This is a genomic window from Nocardioides panacisoli, assembly GCF_039537325.1.
Taxonomy (GTDB): domain Bacteria; phylum Actinomycetota; class Actinomycetes; order Propionibacteriales; family Nocardioidaceae; genus Nocardioides; species Nocardioides panacisoli.
This window is the reverse complement of record NZ_BAABAH010000008.1, coordinates 55,841-73,937: the sequence shown is the minus strand read 5'-3', so window position 1 is coordinate 73,937 and position 18,097 is coordinate 55,841. Positions and strand designations below refer to the sequence as shown.

General features: G+C 68.8%; 16 protein-coding genes and 1 tRNA gene. 8 read left to right on the top strand and 9 right to left on the bottom strand.

Translation table 11 applies throughout. From position 1 onward, the window contains the following. The first annotated feature begins 8 nt into the window (after window positions 1–8). Entirely contained in the window at window positions 9–1,481 is a 1,473-nt protein-coding gene (gene pyk / locus ABD709_RS12535; protein WP_344775857.1) for a pyruvate kinase, read from the top strand. On the opposite strand, the gene ABD709_RS12530 is transcribed toward pyk, so the two are convergent. Together ABD709_RS12530 and ABD709_RS12525 are read right to left on the bottom strand one after the other, a co-directional pair. Then, window positions 1,478–2,251 carry a DUF427 domain-containing protein gene (locus ABD709_RS12530; RefSeq protein ID WP_344775855.1) on the bottom strand — a complete coding sequence of 258 codons (774 nt, stop codon included), beginning with the start codon at window positions 2,249–2,251 and terminating at the stop codon, window positions 1,478–1,480. The genes pyk and ABD709_RS12530 overlap by 4 nt on opposite strands. A gap of 464 nt (window positions 2,252–2,715) precedes the next feature. Further along, window positions 2,716–2,798: transfer RNA gene (locus tag ABD709_RS12525), tRNA-Leu, on the bottom strand. Between the two features lie 82 nt (window positions 2,799–2,880). On the opposite strand from ABD709_RS12525, the gene ABD709_RS12520 reads away from it, so the two are divergent. From ABD709_RS12520 to ABD709_RS12500, 5 genes are all read left to right on the top strand, one after another. Next, entirely contained in the window at window positions 2,881–3,474 is a 594-nt protein-coding gene (locus ABD709_RS12520) for an ANTAR domain-containing response regulator (protein WP_344775853.1), read from the top strand. Between the two features lie 141 nt (window positions 3,475–3,615). Further along, a complete protein-coding gene (locus ABD709_RS12515) occupies window positions 3,616–4,986 on the top strand; it encodes an ABC transporter permease subunit (protein ID WP_344775851.1) in 1,371 nt (456 codons plus the stop codon). Between the two features lie 10 nt (window positions 4,987–4,996). After that, window positions 4,997–6,199, top strand: coding sequence for a branched-chain amino acid ABC transporter permease (locus ABD709_RS12510; RefSeq protein WP_344775849.1), 1,203 nt, complete (start codon window positions 4,997–4,999; stop codon window positions 6,197–6,199). Continuing rightward, on the top strand, window positions 6,192–7,115 hold the full coding sequence (locus ABD709_RS12505) for an ABC transporter ATP-binding protein (protein ID WP_344775847.1): 924 nt from the start codon (window positions 6,192–6,194) through the stop codon (window positions 7,113–7,115). Before ABD709_RS12510 ends, ABD709_RS12505 begins: the two co-directional genes overlap by 8 nt. Further along, a complete protein-coding gene (locus tag ABD709_RS12500; RefSeq protein WP_344775845.1) occupies window positions 7,112–7,888 on the top strand; it encodes an ABC transporter ATP-binding protein in 777 nt (258 codons plus the stop codon). Before ABD709_RS12505 ends, ABD709_RS12500 begins: the two co-directional genes overlap by 4 nt. A 77-nt stretch (window positions 7,889–7,965) precedes the next feature. On the opposite strand, the gene ABD709_RS12495 is transcribed toward ABD709_RS12500, so the two are convergent. From ABD709_RS12495 to ABD709_RS12475, 5 genes are all read right to left on the bottom strand, one after another. After that, window positions 7,966–9,288 (bottom strand): ABC transporter substrate-binding protein, encoded by a 1,323-nt coding sequence (locus ABD709_RS12495; RefSeq protein ID WP_344775843.1) that lies wholly within the window; start codon window positions 9,286–9,288, stop codon window positions 7,966–7,968. 210 nt (window positions 9,289–9,498) lie between these two features. Continuing rightward, the gene (locus ABD709_RS12490) at window positions 9,499–10,233 is read right to left on the bottom strand and encodes an amino acid ABC transporter ATP-binding protein (RefSeq protein WP_344775841.1); all 735 of its coding nucleotides are present in this window, start codon (window positions 10,231–10,233) and stop codon (window positions 9,499–9,501) included. Further along, a complete protein-coding gene (locus ABD709_RS12485; protein WP_344775839.1) occupies window positions 10,230–11,030 on the bottom strand; it encodes an amino acid ABC transporter permease in 801 nt (266 codons plus the stop codon). The genes ABD709_RS12490 and ABD709_RS12485 overlap by 4 nt, the downstream gene beginning before the upstream one ends. Window positions 11,031–11,053: 23 nt before the next feature. Next, a complete protein-coding gene (locus ABD709_RS12480; protein ID WP_344775837.1) occupies window positions 11,054–11,839 on the bottom strand; it encodes an ABC transporter substrate-binding protein in 786 nt (261 codons plus the stop codon). Between the two features lie 25 nt (window positions 11,840–11,864). Next, entirely contained in the window at window positions 11,865–12,611 is a 747-nt protein-coding gene (locus ABD709_RS12475; RefSeq protein ID WP_344775835.1) for a DUF554 domain-containing protein, read from the bottom strand. 126 nt (window positions 12,612–12,737) lie between these two features. Here ABD709_RS12475 and ABD709_RS12470 point away from each other — a divergent pair, with 126 nt between their 5' ends. Further along, on the top strand, window positions 12,738–13,340 hold the full coding sequence (locus tag ABD709_RS12470; RefSeq protein ID WP_344775833.1) for a GNAT family N-acetyltransferase: 603 nt from the start codon (window positions 12,738–12,740) through the stop codon (window positions 13,338–13,340). On the opposite strand, the gene ABD709_RS12465 is transcribed toward ABD709_RS12470, so the two are convergent. Further along, window positions 13,337–13,756, bottom strand: a complete 420-nt coding sequence (locus ABD709_RS12465) for a hotdog fold thioesterase (protein ID WP_344775831.1) — start codon at window positions 13,754–13,756, stop codon at window positions 13,337–13,339. The genes ABD709_RS12470 and ABD709_RS12465 overlap by 4 nt on opposite strands. 64 nt (window positions 13,757–13,820) lie before the next feature. On the opposite strand from ABD709_RS12465, the gene polA reads away from it, so the two are divergent. Continuing rightward, on the top strand, window positions 13,821–16,517 hold the full coding sequence (gene polA, locus ABD709_RS12460; RefSeq protein WP_344775829.1) for a DNA polymerase I: 2,697 nt from the start codon (window positions 13,821–13,823) through the stop codon (window positions 16,515–16,517). 12 nt (window positions 16,518–16,529) lie between these two features. On the opposite strand, the gene ABD709_RS12455 is transcribed toward polA, so the two are convergent. After that, a complete protein-coding gene (locus tag ABD709_RS12455) occupies window positions 16,530–18,020 on the bottom strand; it encodes a hypothetical protein (RefSeq protein WP_344775827.1) in 1,491 nt (496 codons plus the stop codon). Window positions 18,021–18,097 lie beyond the last annotated feature (77 nt).

The window sequence follows — 18,097 nt, the reverse complement described above, 5'->3', positions numbered from 1 at the left end:
CTCTCCCCGTGAGAAGAGCCAAGATCGTCTGCACGCTCGGCCCCGCGACGAGCTCGGAGCGGCGCATCCGCGAGCTGGTGTACGCCGGCATGGACGTCGCCCGGATGAACATGAGTCACGGGTCCCACGAGGACCACGCCGAGGTCTACAAGCTGGTGCGGGCGGCCTCGGACGCCAGCGGGCACGGGGTCGGCATCTTCGCTGACCTGCAGGGTCCGAAGATCCGTCTCGAGCGGTTCGCCGACGGGCCGGTCGCGCTGCACCGCAGCCAGGAGTGGACGATCACCACCCGCGACGTCCAGGGCGACACGACCATCTGCGGGACGACCTACAAGGGCCTGCCCGGTGACGTGAATCCCGGCGACCCGATCCTGATCGACGACGGCAAGGTCCGGCTGCGCGTGGTCGACGTCGACGACACCGACGTCCGCACCGAGGTGCTCGTCGGAGGTCAGGTCAGCAACAACAAGGGCATCAACCTGCCGGGCGTCGCGGTGTCCGTGCCGGCGCTGTCCGACAAGGACGTCGAGGACCTGCGGTTCGCGCTGCGGCTCGGCGTCGACTTCATCGCGCTCAGCTTCGTGCGGAGCGCCTCGGACGCCGACGACGTACGCCGGATCATGCGCGAGGAGGGCATCTTCCTCCCGGTGATCGCCAAGATCGAGAAGCCGCAGGCGATCGACAACCTCGACGAGATCGTCGAGACCTTCGACGCGTTCATGGTCGCCCGTGGCGACCTCGGGGTGGAGTGCCCGCTGGAGGAGGTGCCGTTCCTCCAGAAGCAGGTCATCGAGAAGGCCCGCCGCAACGCGAAGCCGGTGATCGTCGCGACGCAGATGCTGGAGTCGATGGTGTCCAACCCGGCGCCGACCCGTGCTGAGACCAGCGACGTCGCCAACGCCGTCCTCGACGGGGCGGACGCGGTGATGCTGTCCGGCGAGACCAGCGTGGGGGAGCACCCGATCCACACGGTCGAGACGATGGCGCGGATCATCTCCTCGACCGAGAGGCACGCGCTCGAGCACGACGCGGGCGGCCGACAGTTCGGGCCGATGCTGTGGGACCCGCACACGCGGGCGGGCATCATCACCAAGGCGGCCGAGGAGGTCGCCCAGCGGGTCGGCGCGAAGTACGTCGTCGCGTTCACCCAGTCCGGCGACTCCGCTCGCCGCGTCTCCCGCCTGCGCAGTGGTATCCCCACGCTGGCGTTCACCCCCGAGGCCCGGACCCGGTCGCAGCTGTCGCTGACCTGGGGCGTCGAGGCGTTCCAGACCCAGTCGGTCGAGCACACCGACGAGATGGTGCGCCAGGTGGACGAGGAGCTGCTCCGGATCGGCCGCGTGAAGGAGGGCGAGCTCGTGGTGATCGTCGCGGGCAGCCCGCCGGGGATCCCTGGGTCGACCAACGCGCTGCGCGTGCACCGGATGGGCGACGCCATCAACGAGGTGGCGCCGGCCTACCGGCGCCGCTCGACCACCTAGCCCGACGTCGGGCGGTTGCCCGCCTTGCTGAAGATCGACTGCGGCCGCTCCTGCGGCTCGCCGTCGACGGTGATGTCGACCAGCTCGTTGTAGAAGGCGATCCGGCCCGCCACCCGCTGGACGGCGGGGTAGGGATCGGCGTACGACCAGGCGACGTTGTCGATGCCGGCCTCACCCGGGAGGCTCCAGTACTCGTCGGCGACCCCCTTGTAGGGGCAGGTCGACACATTCGCGCTGGGCACCAGCGCATCCAGCCGGACATCCTCCCGCGGCAGGTAGTAGCGGGTCGGCAGGTGGGTCTCGAAGAGCAGCACCGGCGCGTGGCTGTCGGCGAGCACCGTGCCGTCGACCGAGACCTCCACGTGCCGGGAGCTCGCGATCGCCTCGACCCGCTTGTGCGGGTCCCGCGGGTGCGCGACGACCTCCTCGTCCTCCTCCGTCCACCGGTCGAGCACGCCGGGCTCCCAGGTCAGCACCAGCAGGCCCTCCAGCGCGGGGTCGTCCCGCTCCCAGGCGGCGTGCTCGAGCCTGCGGCCGGCGACCTCGAGGTCGTAGAACGCCTTCACCGGCCCCTTCGGCGTGTGGAAGTTCCGCACGGTCTGCCTGGTCTGCGACGGGGTCAGCAGGTCGGTCCGTACGTCGTCGCGCGGGAAGGCGTAGCCCGGCACCGGGAACCGGTCCTCCCAGAACAGCAGCGGCCGTCGGCTGTCGACCACCGCCACGTCGCCGACGTACGCGCGGACCCACTTGTCCGAGGCTTCGGTTCGCATGAGGTCGAGGCTAGGCCGGATGACCGGCTCGCGACATGAGTGCTACCGCGAAGCATCGACGTGAGGATTGCCGGTCATGACTTCGATCCGATCAAGTCGTCGAGCCGCGCCACCGCTTCGCGTCTGGAGACACTGTTGACCCGAGGATCGGACTGCCGCCACGCCACGTCGACGAGATCGAGCGCCCAGGGTCCTCGGCTCTCCGGCGACCAGCCGAGTCGTGGAGCTCGTCGTCCGACACCCATCGGAATGGAACAGTCCCCGCAGGAACGGGCCGGGGTGCGCCCGGACGATCTGTCGCTGCCATCCGTCGAGGACTATCGGCCGTTCGTGCTTGACCGCGTTGGCGCTGTCGCTCATGCCGGCATCCGAGTCGCGCAGTGCGGATTCGACCGTCGATATCGGGCGAACGTGGGGCAGGGGAGGAGCGTGCGCTTGGACACCGACAGAATCTCGTCCGATCGTGCCGGGTGCGGGACTCGAACCCGCACGCCCAGAGGGCAGCGAGGTTTGAGCTCGCCCTGTCTGCCTGTTCCAGCAACCCGGCGCGCTGGCGACTCTAGCCTGCGGCGGACAGCGCCTCATATTCCCCTGGGCGGCTCGGACCGCACGCTCGATAGCCTTTGCCCGTGACCGAGACGCCGACGCCCCGCACCGTGCTCATCGCCGAGGACGAGACGCTGATCCGGATGGACCTCGCCGAGATGCTGGCCGAGGAGGGCTACGACGTCGTCGGGCAGGCGGGCGACGGGCAGAAGGCCGTGGAGCTCGCCGAGCAGCTGCGGCCGGACCTCGTCATCCTCGACGTGAAGATGCCGGTCCTCGACGGGATCGCGGCGGCCGAGCAGATCGCGGAGAAGCGCATCGCGCCGGTGGTCATGCTGACCGCGTTCTCCCAGCGCGACCTGGTCGAGCGGGCGCGCGAGGCCGGCGCGATGTCCTATCTCGTGAAGCCGTTCACGCAGTCCGACCTGGTGCCGGCGATCGAGATGGCCGTCAGCCGGTACGCCGAGCTTGCCGAGCTCGAGGCGCAGGTGACCGACCTGACCGACCGGCTGGAGACCCGGAAGGCCGTCGAGCGTGCGAAGGGGATCCTGCAGGAGCAGCTCGACCTCAGCGAGTCGGAGGCGTTCCGCTGGATCCAGAAGACCGCGATGGACCTCCGGATGTCGATGCGCGAGGTCGCCGAAGGGGTCGTCTCGCACGGCGTTCCCGGCGCCTGAACCGACGTCCGGCCCGGGCTCCCGCCAGGTCACCATCAGGTAACTGCCTGATTTCGGTCGTTGTTACCGGCCCGTTAGGGGGTGGCGCGAGGGTGGTGCGGCCCTAGACTGCCCGGCAGCCTAGGAAAGGGATCGGTCGCGTTGATCACACCGAAGTCCACGGGCCACCGGGCGGTACGGGGGGTGGTCGGCGCGATCGTTGTCGCGTTCGTCGGCCTTCTCTGCGCGCTGTCCACGGCGCCACCGGCGCATGCCGCCGACGACGAAACGTGCACCCAGACGCTCGAGTCGGCGTGCATCCAAGGCACGCTCCTCGTCCGGCAGGGCAAGCAGAAGAACCTTCCGATCTCCGGCGCCACGGTCGTCCTGACAACGCCGAGCGGTGACGAGCAGACGACGGAGTCCGACTCGGACGGCAAGTGGCACTTCAACGTCACGGAGGAGGGCACCTACAAGGTGTCGCTCGACGAGAGCACGCTCCCCTCCGGGATGTCCGTGGAGGGCAAGAACGAGGTGAGCCTGCCGATCAAGTTCGGCACGATCTCGGCCAACTCCGCGTCGTTCAGCATCAACGCCAGCGGTTACAACCCGAACCAGAAGGACAAGACCGCCGAGGTGATGCAGGGCATCTACAACGGCATCGTGTTCGGGCTGCTGCTGGCGCTGGCGTCGATCGGGGTGTCGCTGATCTACGGCACGACCGGGATGTCGAACTTCGCGCACGGCGAGCAGGTGACCCTCGGCGGCGTGCTCGGCTACTGGTTCTGCAACGTGGGCCTCCCCGGCATCGGCACGATCGGGCTGCTGCCGGCCGGCATCCTGGTCGTGCTCGTCTGTGCGGGGATCGGCTGGCTGCAGGACCGGCTGATCTGGCAGCCGCTGCGCCGCCGCGGGCTCGGTCTGATCCAGCTGATGATCGTCAGCATCGGCCTCTCCCTCGCGCTGCTGTTCTTCTACCAGCTGATGCTGTCCACCGACACCAAGCAGGTGTCGAAGAAGACGGTCACGCCGCACTACATCTTCGGCGACAAGGTCGCCTGGACGTCGCTGTCGCTCACCGCCGCGTTGATCTCGATCGCGATCATCGCCGCGATCGGCTTCGCGCTCATGCGGACCCGGCTCGGGCGAGCGACCCGAGCGGTCTCCGACAACCCGGCCCTGGCGATGGCCTCGGGCATCGACACCGATCACGTGATCCGGATGGTCTGGACGGTCGCGCTCGCCCTCGCCGGCCTCTCCGGACTTCTCTACGCCCTGGTGATCCAGAACGGCATCACCGCGCTCACGGGCTCCCAGATCCTGCTGCTGCTCTTCGCGGCGGTCACCCTGGGAGGACTCGGTACGGCGTTCGGCGCGCTCGTCGGCTCGATGGTGATCGGGATGATCGCGAGTGTGGTGCCGACGCTCGGCGTACCGGACGACCTGAAGTACGCCACCGCGATGTTGTTGATGATCCTGATGCTGCTGTTCCGGCCGCAGGGTCTTCTCGGCAAGGCCCAGAGGGTCGGTTAGGAGCAGCGACATGGACCAGTTGCAAGCACTTCTCACCGACGTCCTGCGGGAGGGGATCGGCGCCAAGACGGCGGCGATCGCGATCGTGATCATCGGGCTCAACGTGCACTTCGGCTACACCGGGCTGCTCAACATGGGCCAGGCGGGCTTCATGCTGCTCGGTGGCTACGGCTTCGCGATCTCGGTGGCCCACGACATCCCGTTCGTCGTGGCCATCCTCATCGGGTTCGCACTAGCGACGGTGTTCGCGATGATCATCGGATTCTCCGCGCTGACGTTGCGAGGCGACTACCTCGCGATCGTGACCATCGCGGCCGCCGAGGTGATCAAGATCCTCGGCAACTCCGAGAGATTCAAGAGCCTGACCGGCGGTTCGCTCGGCTTCCCGAGCAAGAAGTACGACCCGGCGTTCCTGAACCTCTCGTTCTTCCCGCACTACAAGACCTGGCAGATCCTGTCGTTCAACTACGCCGACGTCTCCACGAGCGCCGGCTTCCGGATCTTCGGCTGGCTGGTCGTGCTCGCGCTTGCCGTGGGCCTGGTCCTGGCGGGAATGAAGCTGGCGTCCGGGACCCGCAAGATCCTCGTCATGGTGGGCCTCGGCGTGGTGCTGCTGCTCGCCGCTCTGTTCATGTTCCCGCTCACCGAGCTCTCGACGGGCGACTCCAAGGTCGGGGACCACGTGGCGTCGTCGACGGGATGGTGGGTGGTGTTCGTCGGCTGGGTGCTCGCGGCGATCTGCACCGGCATCGTCTACCTGCTGACCCGCAGCCCCTGGGGCCGGATGCTCAAGGGCATCCGCGAGGATGAGGACGCGATCCGGTCCCTCGGCAAGAACGTGTTCGCCGTGAAGCTGCAGGCGCTGATCATCGGCGGTTGCTTCGGAGCGCTGGGCGGCATGGTCTATGCCCTGTCGCTCGGCGCGATCAAGGCCGACGACCAGGCCCGTCCGATGACGTTCCTCTGCTACACGGCGCTGCTGATCGGCGGTGCCGCCACCCTGCTCGGACCGATCATCGGGCCGGTGCTCTACTTCTTCGGCCAGTGGACCATCGAGGGCATCGTCCGCTTCTACGTCCCGGACTCGTTCCTGTCCGACCAGCAGGCCGAGCCGACGGCGTACGTCGTGATGGGGACGGTGCTCATGCTGCTGGTCATATTCAGACCTCAGGGCATCTTCGGCGACAAGAGAGAGCTGAGATTCCATGTCTGAGGCCACTGCACGGGCCGACGCCCTGGCGTCGGTCGAGAGGACGCCGGGGTCGGCCAAGCCGGACCCGATCCTCCGGGTCGACAAGATCGTCCGGCAGTTCGGCGGCATCACGGCGGTCGACGTCGAGCACCTCGAGGTCCAGCGCGGGATCATCACCGCCCTGATCGGTCCCAACGGCGCCGGCAAGACGACGTTCTTCAACCTGATGACCGGCTTCGACCAGCCGACGTCGGCCGGCAAGGGCGGCGCGGCCTGGAACTTCAACGGCAAGCAGCTCACCCGGACCGGGGCCGCGGCGATCGCCCGCACCGGGATGGTGCGCACGTTCCAGCTGACGAAGGCGCTGTCGCGGATGACGGTGCTGGAGAACATGATGCTCGGCGCGTCCAACCAGCCGGGCGAGCGGCTCGCGCTGTCCCTGTTCCCGCCGGCGTGGCGCAAGCGGGAGGCCGAGGTCCACGCGAAGGCGCTCGACCTGCTCGCGCGCTTCAAGCTCGACACCAAGAAGGACGACTATGCCGGCAGCCTGTCCGGTGGTCAGCGCAAGCTGCTGGAGATGGCCCGGGCGCTGATGAGCGACCCGACGATGATCATGCTCGACGAGCCGATGGCCGGGGTGAACCCGGCGCTGACCCAGTCGCTGCTGGGCCACATCCAGTCCTTGCGGGACGACGGCATGACGGTGCTCTTCGTCGAGCACGACATGCACGTCGTACGCCACATCTCGGAGTGGGTCGTCGTGATGGCCGAGGGCCGGATCGTGGCTGAGGGCCCGTCCGACACGGTGATGTCCGACCCGGCCGTCATCGACGCCTACCTCGGCGCCCACCACGAGACCGACCTCGCCGAGCTGGACTACGACGAGATCGAGTCCGAGGTGGCCGAGGAGGAGCAGGAGAGGGAGGAGCTCGGATGAGCGATCAGCCCGTCATCGAGGTCGACAACGTCGTCGCGGGGTACATCCCGGGAGTCAACATCCTCAACGGGTGCAGCCTGGTGGCCCACGCCGGCGAGATGATCGGCATCATCGGCCCCAACGGCGCCGGCAAGTCGACGCTGCTCAAGGCCATGTTCGGCCAGGTGCACGTCCACTCCGGGACCGTGAAGATCGGCGCCCGGGACATCACCAACGAGCGCACCAACCGGCTCGTTGAGATGGGCGTCGGCTTCGTGCCGCAGAGCAACAACGTGTTCCCCTCGCTCGACATCGAGGAGAACCTCCTCATGGGTCTCTACCTACGCCCGAAGAAGGCCAAGGAGCGGCTCGCGGCGATGTGGGACCTCTTCCCGAACCTGCACGAGCGGCGCACCCGCCAGGCGGGCGCGCTGTCCGGCGGTGAGCGGCAGTCGCTGGCGATGGCACGCGCCCTGATGATGGAGCCCGACGTGCTCCTGCTCGACGAGCCGTCCGCCGGCCTCTCGCCGGTCCGCCAGGACGAGACCTTCATCCGCACCAAGCAGATCAACCAGACCGGCGTCAGCGTCGTCATGGTCGAGCAGAACGCGCGCCGTTGCCTGCAGATCTGCGACCGCGGCTACGTCCTGGACCAGGGCCGCGACGCCCACACCGGCACGGGCAAGGAGCTGGCCAACGACCCCAAGGTGATCGAGCTCTACCTCGGCACCCTGGCGAAGGACGTCGACGAGAAGCGCAGCGGCACTACGGGCGCGACCGGCGGCGCCGGCTGAGCGCACCACGGAGACGACAAGAACGAGGGCCGAGCGGCTGTTGCCGCTCGGCCCTCGTTCGTTGCTAGAGGCTCAGGTCAGCCGACCGAACCCTGGATGGTCGTGGACAGGATGTTCTTGTTCGTCTTGTCGTACTTGTAGATGCCGATGTACGCCGAGGACGGGTCGTTGTCGCTGTTGAACGGACCGATCGACGAGGGGCCGGTGTAGTGGATCGTGTCACCGTTCCCGATCGCGTCCAGGCAGTCGGACACCGTGCTGCACTCGGTGCCGTCGTCGGTGCCGGACACCGACGGCAGGTTCTGCTGGATCGTCGTCGAGTCGTTCTTGCCGCCCTTGGCAGCCGCCAGGATGGCGAGCATCGTGGCGTCGTAGGACTCAGCGGCGTAGGAGTAGTCGTCGAGCGGCTTGCCGTTCGCCATCTGGTTCCAGTCCGACACCCGCTGCTTGAACTCGTCACTCGCGTCCGCGCCGGGGATGGTGCCCTGGGCACCCTCGAGCAGTCCGGGGTCGAAGTCCTTGCTGTAGTCGGCCGTGTTGCCGTCGGTCATGTAGACCTTGGACATGTCCCAGCCCTGCTTGCTCAGCTCGGGCAGGATCGACTTCGTCTGGTCGAACGCGATCACCGCGATGGCGTCGGGGTTGCTGGCCAGCGCCTGCTGGACCTGCGAGGAGAAGTTCGTCTCCGCCGGAGCGAACTCCTGGCCGTCGCCCTTGCAGCCGTAGACGCACTGGCCGTTCGCGGCCTCGATGGTCTTCTGCACGTTGTCACGCAGACCGGTGCCGTAGTCGTCCTCGAAGACGAGGAACGCGACGCGGGAGGCGCCGTCCTGGCTGATCAGCGACCCGAGCGCCGAGCCCTGGACCGAGTCCGGCGGCGCGGTGCGGAAGTAGAACGGCGACGCGCCGGACAGGCTCGGCGAGGTGTTCGCCGGCGAGATCTCCACGGTCTTGTGGGCGTCGAAGTAGTCGACCACGTTCAGGGAGACCGTGGAGGACGCGGCGCCGATGACGACCGGGTCCTGGTTGGCGACGAGGGTCTTGGCACCCTTGGTCGACACCTGGAGATGGTCGGAGTCGCTGGAGTCCTGGAGGTCGTAGCAGATCTTCTGGCCGTTGACGCCGCCGGCGGCGTTCGCGTCGGAGATGGCCAGGCCGACACCGCTGATCTCGGGGGGCCCGAGGAACGCGAGCGAGCCGGTGACGGGGAGGAGCTCGCCGATGCGCAGCGAGCTGGTGTCGTTCGCCGAGCACTTGTCGTCGGTCATCGCCGAGGAGTCGCTGCTGCCGCTCGCGCTGCTGGTGTCGCTGGCGGAGCTGCTGCCGCCCGAGTCGTCGTCGCTGTTGCCGCAGGCCGCGAGCCCGAGGCTGAGCAGGGTGGTGCATGCCAGGACTTTCACCATGGCAGCGGAGGAGTGAAGCTTCACAGGTTGACCTCTCAGTCGTTGGATTACCCGCGATGGCGCCCCGACTGAGGCCGCCAACGCTCGTCACGCTAGATCTCACCAGGGGTCGGGGGACCGAACGCCCTGGTGTCTTCATCAAACCGTTACCTGGGTCCCGTTGCGGTGAAATCGCCGAAACACGGCGCGCCGCGCCTGACCGCCGCGCTACAGGACCTTCGAGAGGAAGGCCTGCGTGCGCTGGTGCTGGGGCGACGCGAGGACCTCGCTCGGGACACCCTCCTCCACGACGACACCGTCGTCCATGAAGACCAGCTTGTTGCCCACCTCGCGCGCGAAGCCCATCTCGTGGGTGACGACCATCATCGTCATGCCCTCCGCGGCGAGGTCCTTCATGACCGCGAGGACGTCGCCGACCAGCTCGGGGTCCAGCGCGCTGGTCGGCTCGTCGAACAGCATCATGTCGGGGTTCATCGACAGGGCCCGGGCGATCGCGACGCGTTGCTGCTGGCCACCGGAGAGCTGGGCCGGGTAGGCCTTCTCGCGCTCCGCCAGGCCGACCTTCGCCAGGTTGTGACGCGCGATCTCGACCGCCTCGCCCTTGTTCCGCCCGCGAACGCGGCGCTGGGCGATGGTGAGGTTCTGCAGCACGTTGAGGTGCGGGAACAGGTTGAACTGCTGGAACACCATGCCGATCCGCGACCGGACCCCGTTCAGGTCGACGTTGGGGTCGCAGATGTCGATGCCCTCCACCAGGATCTCACCCGACGTCGGCTCCTCGAGCCGGTTCACGCACCGGAGCAGGGTCGACTTGCCGGACCCCGAGGGCCCGATGACGCAGACGACCTCGCCGGGGTCGACGTGGAAGTCGATCCCCTTGAGGACCTCGACCTTGCCGAAGGACTTGTGCAGGTTCTTGACTTCGATCGCCGCGGTGGTCATCGGGTCGCCCTCCGCTGCCGGCGCTCGAGCCAGCTGACCAGCTGGGTGAGCGGGATGGTGATCACCAGGTAGATCAGGGCGGCCTGAACCAGGCTCGTCGACGTCTGCGCAGTCGCGCCTGTCGACTCGAAGTCGCGCGCGACCGTGGTCAGCTCGCGTTGGCCGAGCTGGACACCGATGACCGACAGCAGGGCCGTGTCCTTGATGAGCAGCACGAACTCGTTCGTCAGCGGCGGAATCACCACGCGGAACGCCTGGGGGAGGATGATCCGGACCATGGTCGCGCCGCCGCCCATCCCCAGAGATCGAGCGGCCTCGGACTGCCCCCTCGGGACCGCCTGGATGCCGGCGCGGACGGTCTCGGCCATGTAGGCGCTCGCGACCAGGATCAGCGCGAGCAGCCCAGCGCCGGGCAGTCCGCCGGGAGGGCGCCAGCCGAAGGCGATCTCCGGGCCGTACGCCATGAAGCTGATCACCAGAAGCGCGGGTAGCCCACGGAAGAACTCGATGTAGGCCGTCGCCACCCAGCGCAGCGTGAAGACCGGGGACAGGCGTCCCAGCGCGAGCGCGACCGCGAGCACGAGGCCGCCGGAGAACGCGATCACCGTGTAGATGACCGTGTTCTTGACGCCGGTCGTGATCAGGTCGCGCCAGGTGTCCTTGCGGCCCGGGCTCCAGAAGTTCGGCCCGATCGTGTCCCAGTTGGCCTTGACCAGGAGGACCGCCGCGAGGGCGAACGCGAGGACGAGGACGTTCAGGCCGACGAGGACGAGCCTCCTCCGAGTGGTCCGCTTCACGAGCGCGTCGCTCCGGCCACGACTCAGTCGACCTTGAAGTACTTGTTGTAGATCGTGTCGTAGGTGCCGTCGTCGTGCATGTCCTTCAGCGCCCCGTTGATGTCCTCGACGAGCTGGGTGTTGCCCTTCTTGATCCCGAAGCCGTACTCCTCATCGGTGTCGTAGGTCTCGACGATCTTGAACTGGCCGTCCTTGGTGTGGTCGAGGTTCACCGGGAGGTCCTGCAGCAGCGCGTCGACCTGGCCGGCCTTGATCGCCTGGTACATCTCCGCGTCGCTCGGGAAGCTCACCAGCTCGGCGTCGGGGGCGTTCTCCTCGGCGTACGTCTTGCCGGTCGTGCCCTGCTGGACGCCGACCTTCTTGCCGGACAGGTCGTCGATCGAGGCGATGTCGCTGTCGCTGGGCACGAGCAGCGACTGCTTCGACGCGTAGTAGCCGTCGGAGAAGTCGATGACCTTCTCGCGATCGGGCGTGATCGTCATCGCGGACGCGGCGACGTCGCACTGACCGGAAGCGAGCGCGCTGCCGTTCTGCAGCGGGTCGAACGCCGAGTCCTGGACCTTGAGGTCGAGGTCGAGCCGCTTGGCGATCTCGCTCATGATGTCGATGTCGAAGCCCGTGAACCCCGTGTCGCTGGACTTGTCGAAGTCCTCGAACGGCGGGTAGGGCACGTCGGAGCAGACGGTCAGGGTGCCCTTGTCGACGACCTGGGCGCCGGTCGACGTCGTACCGCTGTCGTTGGAGCCGCAGGCGCTCAGCCCGAAGGCTGCCGCGATGAACAGGGCGAGAACCGGGGTCAGCTTCCTCATAGCCGCACCCTAGGGGATCGGCGCCTCACCGCAACACGGCCACCAGCTCCACCAGGAGCGGGGCGACGACGAGCGCGGGGAGCAGGTCGGCGACGGCGATCTGCTTGAGGTCGAGCAGCCGCAGCGCGACGCCGACGAGCAGCAGGCCTCCGGTGGCGGTGATGGCCGCCAGGTGGGCGTCCGGGAGCACGTCGCCGAGCGCCAGACCGACGAGGGTGAGGCCGCCCTGGACCACCACGAGCGTCACGACGCTCGCCGCGACCCCCCACCCGAAGGCGGCGGCGAACGCGATCGCCGCGAAGCCGTCGAGGGCAGACTTGAGGTACAGCTGCTCGGCGCCGTGGCCGAGGCCGTCCTCGAGCGAGCCGAGGATGGTGAGCGGTCCCGTGCAGAAGATGAGCGACGCGACGACGTACCCCTCGACGAAGCGCTGCCGGTCCGAGGAGGACGCGTCGCCGGCCAGACGCCGCTGCAGGAAGCCCCCGAACGCCTCGACCCGTTGCTCGAGGCGCAGCAGCGAGCCGGCGATGCCGCCGATCAGCACGGCGCCGAGGACGATCAGGACCGGCGCGCTGTCGCCGACCTCGTCGGACAGCGCCGGGTCGAGCACGGCCATCGCCGAGATCGCGGCGATGAGGAGGGTCACCAGGCCCAGCCCGTCGGTGACCAGCTCCCGGGTGCGCTGAGGCAGCCGGTTGCCGGCGAGCCGTCCGACGAGGGAGCCGAGCAGCACGGTGGCGACGTTGACCACCGTGCCCGAGCCTGGGATCACGTCGCTCCTCCCGGATGCTGTGGGTTGTTGTAGGTGCCCCTGTCGCGAACGCCCGGGCCGAGCGTAGTGTGACCCGGGCTGCAGGTCGCATGACCCGCAACCGGTCGGATCGAGAGGTGTTCGAGCATGAGCCGAACGAGCCTGGTCCCCAGGATCGCCTGTCGTGAGGATGCCCCGGTGCTCGCGGAGCTGTGGAGCGACCAGCTCCGCCGCGTGGACCGGGCCGAGCAGGTCGCCGACCTCGAGCTCGTCATCAAGAACGCCGCGGCGTCTCCGGAGCAGCGGTTCGTCGTGGTCGAGTACGACGGCCGCGTCGCCGGCGCGGTCTTCCTCCGTCTCACCACGATGTCGCCGCTCAACCTCGAGCCGTGCGTCCAGTCGATCCAGCCGCGCGTGTTCGACCACGCCCGCCGGCACGGGGTCGGTCGGGCCCTGATGGACGCCGCCACCTCGTTCGCCGAGGAGAACTGCGTGCTCCACGTGACGACCGCCGTCCCGGCGACGGCACGCGACGCCAACAGGTTCATGGCGCGGCTCGGGCTCGCCCCGGTCGGCACCGTGCGCGCCGCGCCCACCTCGCTGCTGCGCAGCCGGGTGACACCGCCCGTCGCGGGTGGCCGCAGCATGCCGCGCGTCCTCGCGGCACGCCGGTCGCAGCGGCGCAGCCGAGGACAGGACCGGGTCGCGTTCCCCGACTCCGTCCCGCCGGTGGCGCCGGAGCAGCCCTAGCTGTTCGGCTGGTAGGGCAGCAGCGCGCAGGTGATGCGCGAGGTGCAGACGCGCTTGCCCTCCTCGTTGGAGATGACGATCTCCCAAGCGGCCGTGCTGCGGCCGAGGTGGATCGGCGTCGCCACGCCGGTGACGGTCCCCGAGGTGGCCGCACGGTGGTGCGTGGCGTTGATGTCGACACCGACGGGGTAGCGGTCCGGCTGCGCGTGCAGCGCCGACCCCATCGACCCGAGTGTCTCGGCCAGCACCACCGAGGCGCCGCCATGCAGCAGCCCGTAGGGCTGGGTGTTCCCCTCGACCGGCATCGTCGCGACCACGCGATTCACGGACGCCTCGATGATCTCGATGCCCATCTTGTCGTTGAGGGCTCCCATGCCCTGGGGCATCGCGGCGGTGAGGTCCTGGGCGTCGCTCATGGCGTCACGGTATCGGTGCGGGCGGGCCGGGGGAGATGTCGGTAGGGCTGGATAGAGTCGGCTGGTGCGACCACGACTCCTCCTCCTCGACGGTCACTCGCTCGCCTACCGCGCGTTCTTCGCGCTCCCGGTCGAGAACTTCTCGACCACCACCGGCCAGCACACCAACGCGGTCTACGGCTTCACGTCGATGCTCATCAACGTGCTCCGCGACGAGCAGCCGACCCACATCGCGGTGGCGTTTGACGTCTCGCGGCAGACGTTCCGGATGGAGGAGTACTCCGAGTACAAGGCCAAGCGCAACAAGACCCCCACCGAGTTCAGCAGCCAGCTGCCGCTGATCGAGGAGGTCCTCGACGCGCTGCGGATCCCCTACCTGAAGAAGCCCGGCTTCGAGGCCGACGACATCATCGCCACGTTGACGACGCAGGCGCTCGCCGACGAGACGTCCGACATGGAGGTGCTGATCCTCACCGGCGACCGTGACTCGCTCCAGCTGGTGAGCGACCGGTCCACGGTGCTCTACCCGATGCGGGGCGTCTCCGACCTCGCGCGAATGACGCCGGCCGCCGTCGAGGAGAAGTACGGCGTCCCGCCGCACCGCTACCCGGAGATCGCGGCGCTCGTGGGGGAGACGTCCGACAACCTGCCAGGCGTGCCGGGTGTGGGAGTCGGCTACGCCGCCAAGTGGATCAACACCTACGACGGCCTCGACAACGTGATCGCCCACGCCGACGAGATCACCGGCAAGAAGGGCGAGGCCCTCCGCGAGCACCTCGGAGACGTCATCCGCAACCGCAGGCTCAACGCGCTCGTGACCGACCTCGAGATGGAGCTCACGCCTCCCGACCTGGCCATCCGTCCCTGGGACCGGCACGAGGTGCACACGCTCTTCGACAGCCTGGAGTTCCGAGTGCTGCGGGACCGGCTGTTCGAGACGCTCACCTCGGAGGAGGAGGTCGAGGAGGGCGGCTTCGAGCTTGAGACGACCATCCTGGGCGAGTCCGAGGTCGGCCCCTGGCTCGACGCGGTCGGCACCGAGCGCGTCGGCATCCACGTCCGCGGCGCCTGGGGCTCCGGCACCGGCCGGATCGAGGGCATGGCGTTTGCCCTGGGAGACGGCCGCGCGGCGTACGTCGATCCGGAGAAGCTGACGCCGGAGGACGACAAGGTCCTGGGGGAGTGGCTGGCCGACGCCGACCGGCCGAAGGTGCTGCACGACGCGAAGGGCCCGGTGCTCGCGTGCGCGGCGCACGGGTGGGCGCTGCGGGGGGTGGTGAGCGACACGGCGCTCGCGGCGTACCTCGTCCGGCCCGACCAGCGCTCCTACGACCTCGCCGACCTGACGGTGCGCTACCTCAAGCGCGAGCTGCGCGTCGAGGCCGACGCCGAGCAGGACACGCTGTTCGCCGCTGACGACGACCCGGCCGGGGCCGGCGTCGTGGCGACGGCCGCGCTGCACGCGCGGGCCGTGCTCGACCTCGCCGAGACGCTGGACACCGCGGTCGAGGAGCACGGTGGCAGCCGGCTGCTCGCCGAGGTGGAGCTGCCGCTGGTGCACCTGCTCGCGAAGATGGAGCAGACCGGCATCGCGGTCGACCTCGACCACCTGACAGCCCTCGAGAGCCACTTCGGCGACGAGGTGCGGTCGGCGGCCGAGGAGGCGTTCGCGGTCATCGGCAAGGAGATCAACCTCGGCTCGCCCAAGCAGCTCCAGGTGGTGCTGTTCGACGAGCTCGGCATGCCGAAGACCAAGCGCACCAAGACCGGCTACACGACGGATGCCGACGCGCTGCAGGCGCTGTTCGTGAAGACCGAGCACCCGTTCCTGCTGCACCTGCTGCGGCACCGCGATGTCAGCCGGCTGCGGCAGACCATCGAGGGGCTGCTCAAGACCGTCGCGCCCGACGGCCGGATCCACACCACGTTCAACCAGACGATCGCGGCGACCGGGCGGCTCTCCTCGACCGAGCCGAACCTGCAGAACATCCCGATCCGCACCGAGGAGGGCCGCCGGATCCGCGAGGGATTCGTTGTCGGACCAGACGGTCCGGGCGCTGCTTGGGATTGCTTGATGACGGCCGACTACAGCCAGATCGAGATGCGCATCATGGCGCACCTCTCCGAGGACGAGCTGCTGATCGAGGCGTTCAGGTCCGGCCGCGACTTCCACTCGATCACCGCGTCGCGGGTGTTCGAGGTCCCGGCCGACTCGGTGACGCCCGAGCAGCGGGCCAAGATCAAGGCGATGAACTACGGCCTGGCCTACGGTCTCTCGGCGTTCGGGCTCGGCCAGCAGCTCGGGATCGAGCCGAGCGAGGCACGGGTCCTGATGGACGAGTACTTCGAGACGTTCGGCGGGATCCGCGACTACCTCTCGGGCGTCGTCGACGAGGCCCGGCGCACCGGGTTCACCGAGACGATCATGGGCCGGCGGCGCTACCTGCCCGACCTGACGAGCGACAACCGCCAGCGCCGCGAGATGGCCGAGCGGATGGCTCTCAACGCGCCGATCCAGGGCTCGGCCGCCGACGTGATCAAGGTGGCCATGCTCCGCACGCAGGAGGCGATCGACGAGTCCGGCCTGGCCTCGCGGATGCTGCTGCAGGTGCACGACGAGCTCGTGTTCGAGGTCGCCGAAGGCGAGCGGGACGCGCTGGAGCGGATCGTCCGGGAGCAGATGGGTGGCGCGGCCGACCTCGCCGTACCGCTCGACGTGTCGGTCGGCACCGGCCGCTCCTGGCACGAGGCCGCCCACTAGGGCGGCTGGGTGTCAGTGAGCCGTCTGCCTCGCTACTGGGACGGACGGGAACTGCAGCGACACGGCTGAGTCTGCGTGGTGCTGCGCCGGCGTCTTCGACGCGGGATGCCGGAATACCGGCGGGATGCCGTCGTCGGGCTGCGGGTCGTCGGGCGGCGCGGTGCCCGTGGACGCGGGATCGGGCGTGGAGGTGTCGCACGCCGCCCCGCACGGCGCCGGCGGATCGGGTTTGGGCGTGACCTGGACGACGAAGCGGCCGGTCTGGTTGCCCAGGTTGCCCCCGCCGTTCGCGGCGACGACCCGGAGCACCCACTTGCCGACCGAGCTCGCGCGAGGGTGGAACCCGAACGTCGCGCGAGGGCTGGTCCGGTCTCGCGCGATCGTGTGCCACCGCGCGCCGCTCTTGCGCTCCAGCGCGACCCGGACCCCCTTGTTCCGGGGGGCGTAGGAGCCGGTGACGTCGATCCGCTGGCCCTGCTGGACCTTGCCGCGGTCGGCATGGGCGCGCAGTCGCGCGCGTACGTCGATCACGAACGCCTTCGACACGCTCTCGTCCGCGGCGATGCCGGCAGTGGCGAACCGGTAGGCGGTGCGACGGGTGGGCCGGACCTTGTAGACGGCGTAGGTCTTCTCGGTGAAGAGCCGCTCCTTTCCGGCCGGCTTCCAGTCCGAGCTGCCGTAGGGCCGCATGAAGAGCCGGCCGTAGTCGAAGTAGTAGTTCCCTGTGCGATCCAGGGTCGCGTCCCCGCCGACATAGGCAGCTCCGCCGTAGTCGAGCCAACCTGACTGTGCGTCCCGGAGCCACTTCCGCTTCGCCGGGATCCATGCGGAGACGTGCGCCGTCGACCGGCCGAGACCTTGGAAGTCGTAGGTGGTCAGACCCGCGGCCGTTCCGATCCGCAGGTCGTCGATGTCGTACTGCTCACCGTTGCAACCGAAGAGCAGGCCCACCCTGGCGAACGTCACCTCGGGATGAGCGGTCGCGATCTCCTGGATGGTTCCGGTCGCGCTGAAGTCGGTGATGGTGCCGTCGTCCTTCTGGTACCGCCAGCCCAGGGACACGGTCGCCAGGTTGTCCCACTCGCCCCATCCGTTGACGTTCGCGATCAGCCCGACGTCGCCGACGTACCACCCGTCCGAGCCCCGCAGGAAGGCCTGCAGGTCGCCCCTGCCGTTGCCGGCGGCGTCGACGGCGGCGTTGAGGGTCGTGAGCGTTGCCGGGTCCGGCACCCTGGCCAGCACGCCGAACTCGCCGCCGGTCTTGTCATTGCGAGATCCCCAACCGATCGCCTGCGTCGTGCCTGCAGCGCCGCCGCGGCGGTAGCTCACGTAGACGCGGTTCGGGTTGTAGACCAGCGGGTCGCCGCAGGCGCTGTCCCAGAACGTCAGGCCAGGGGAGCTGAAGTCGCGGATGGTGTAGTCGTGCCCTCGGACCGTCTTCGTCGTGTCCGCGGCGTCCGCTCTGGCGACCGCTGCGCCGAGCAGTGTGACCGCGAGGGTCACGGTGAGGAGAGTGGTGATCAGCCGGCGCACGGCGACCCCCCAGGGTTGATCGGGACTGCACGGGTGATCTCGGACCA

What these genes read in the sequence shown, in the direction of transcription:
- ABD709_RS12530 (WP_344775855.1), bottom strand. Translation starts at nt 2,251, where the DNA reads ATGCGAACCGAAGCCTCGGACAAGTGGGTCCGCGCGTACGTCGGCGAC.
- ABD709_RS12510 (WP_344775849.1), top strand. Translation starts at nt 4,997, where the DNA reads ATGGACCAGTTGCAAGCACTTCTCACCGACGTCCTGCGGGAGGGGATC.
- ABD709_RS12505 (WP_344775847.1), top strand. Translation starts at nt 6,192, where the DNA reads ATGTCTGAGGCCACTGCACGGGCCGACGCCCTGGCGTCGGTCGAGAGG.
- ABD709_RS12500 (WP_344775845.1), top strand. Translation starts at nt 7,112, where the DNA reads ATGAGCGATCAGCCCGTCATCGAGGTCGACAACGTCGTCGCGGGGTAC.
- ABD709_RS12490 (WP_344775841.1), bottom strand. Translation starts at nt 10,233, where the DNA reads ATGACCACCGCGGCGATCGAAGTCAAGAACCTGCACAAGTCCTTCGGC.
- ABD709_RS12480 (WP_344775837.1), bottom strand. Translation starts at nt 11,839, where the DNA reads ATGAGGAAGCTGACCCCGGTTCTCGCCCTGTTCATCGCGGCAGCCTTC.
- ABD709_RS12470 (WP_344775833.1), top strand. Translation starts at nt 12,738, where the DNA reads ATGAGCCGAACGAGCCTGGTCCCCAGGATCGCCTGTCGTGAGGATGCC.
- ABD709_RS12465 (WP_344775831.1), bottom strand. Translation starts at nt 13,756, where the DNA reads ATGAGCGACGCCCAGGACCTCACCGCCGCGATGCCCCAGGGCATGGGA.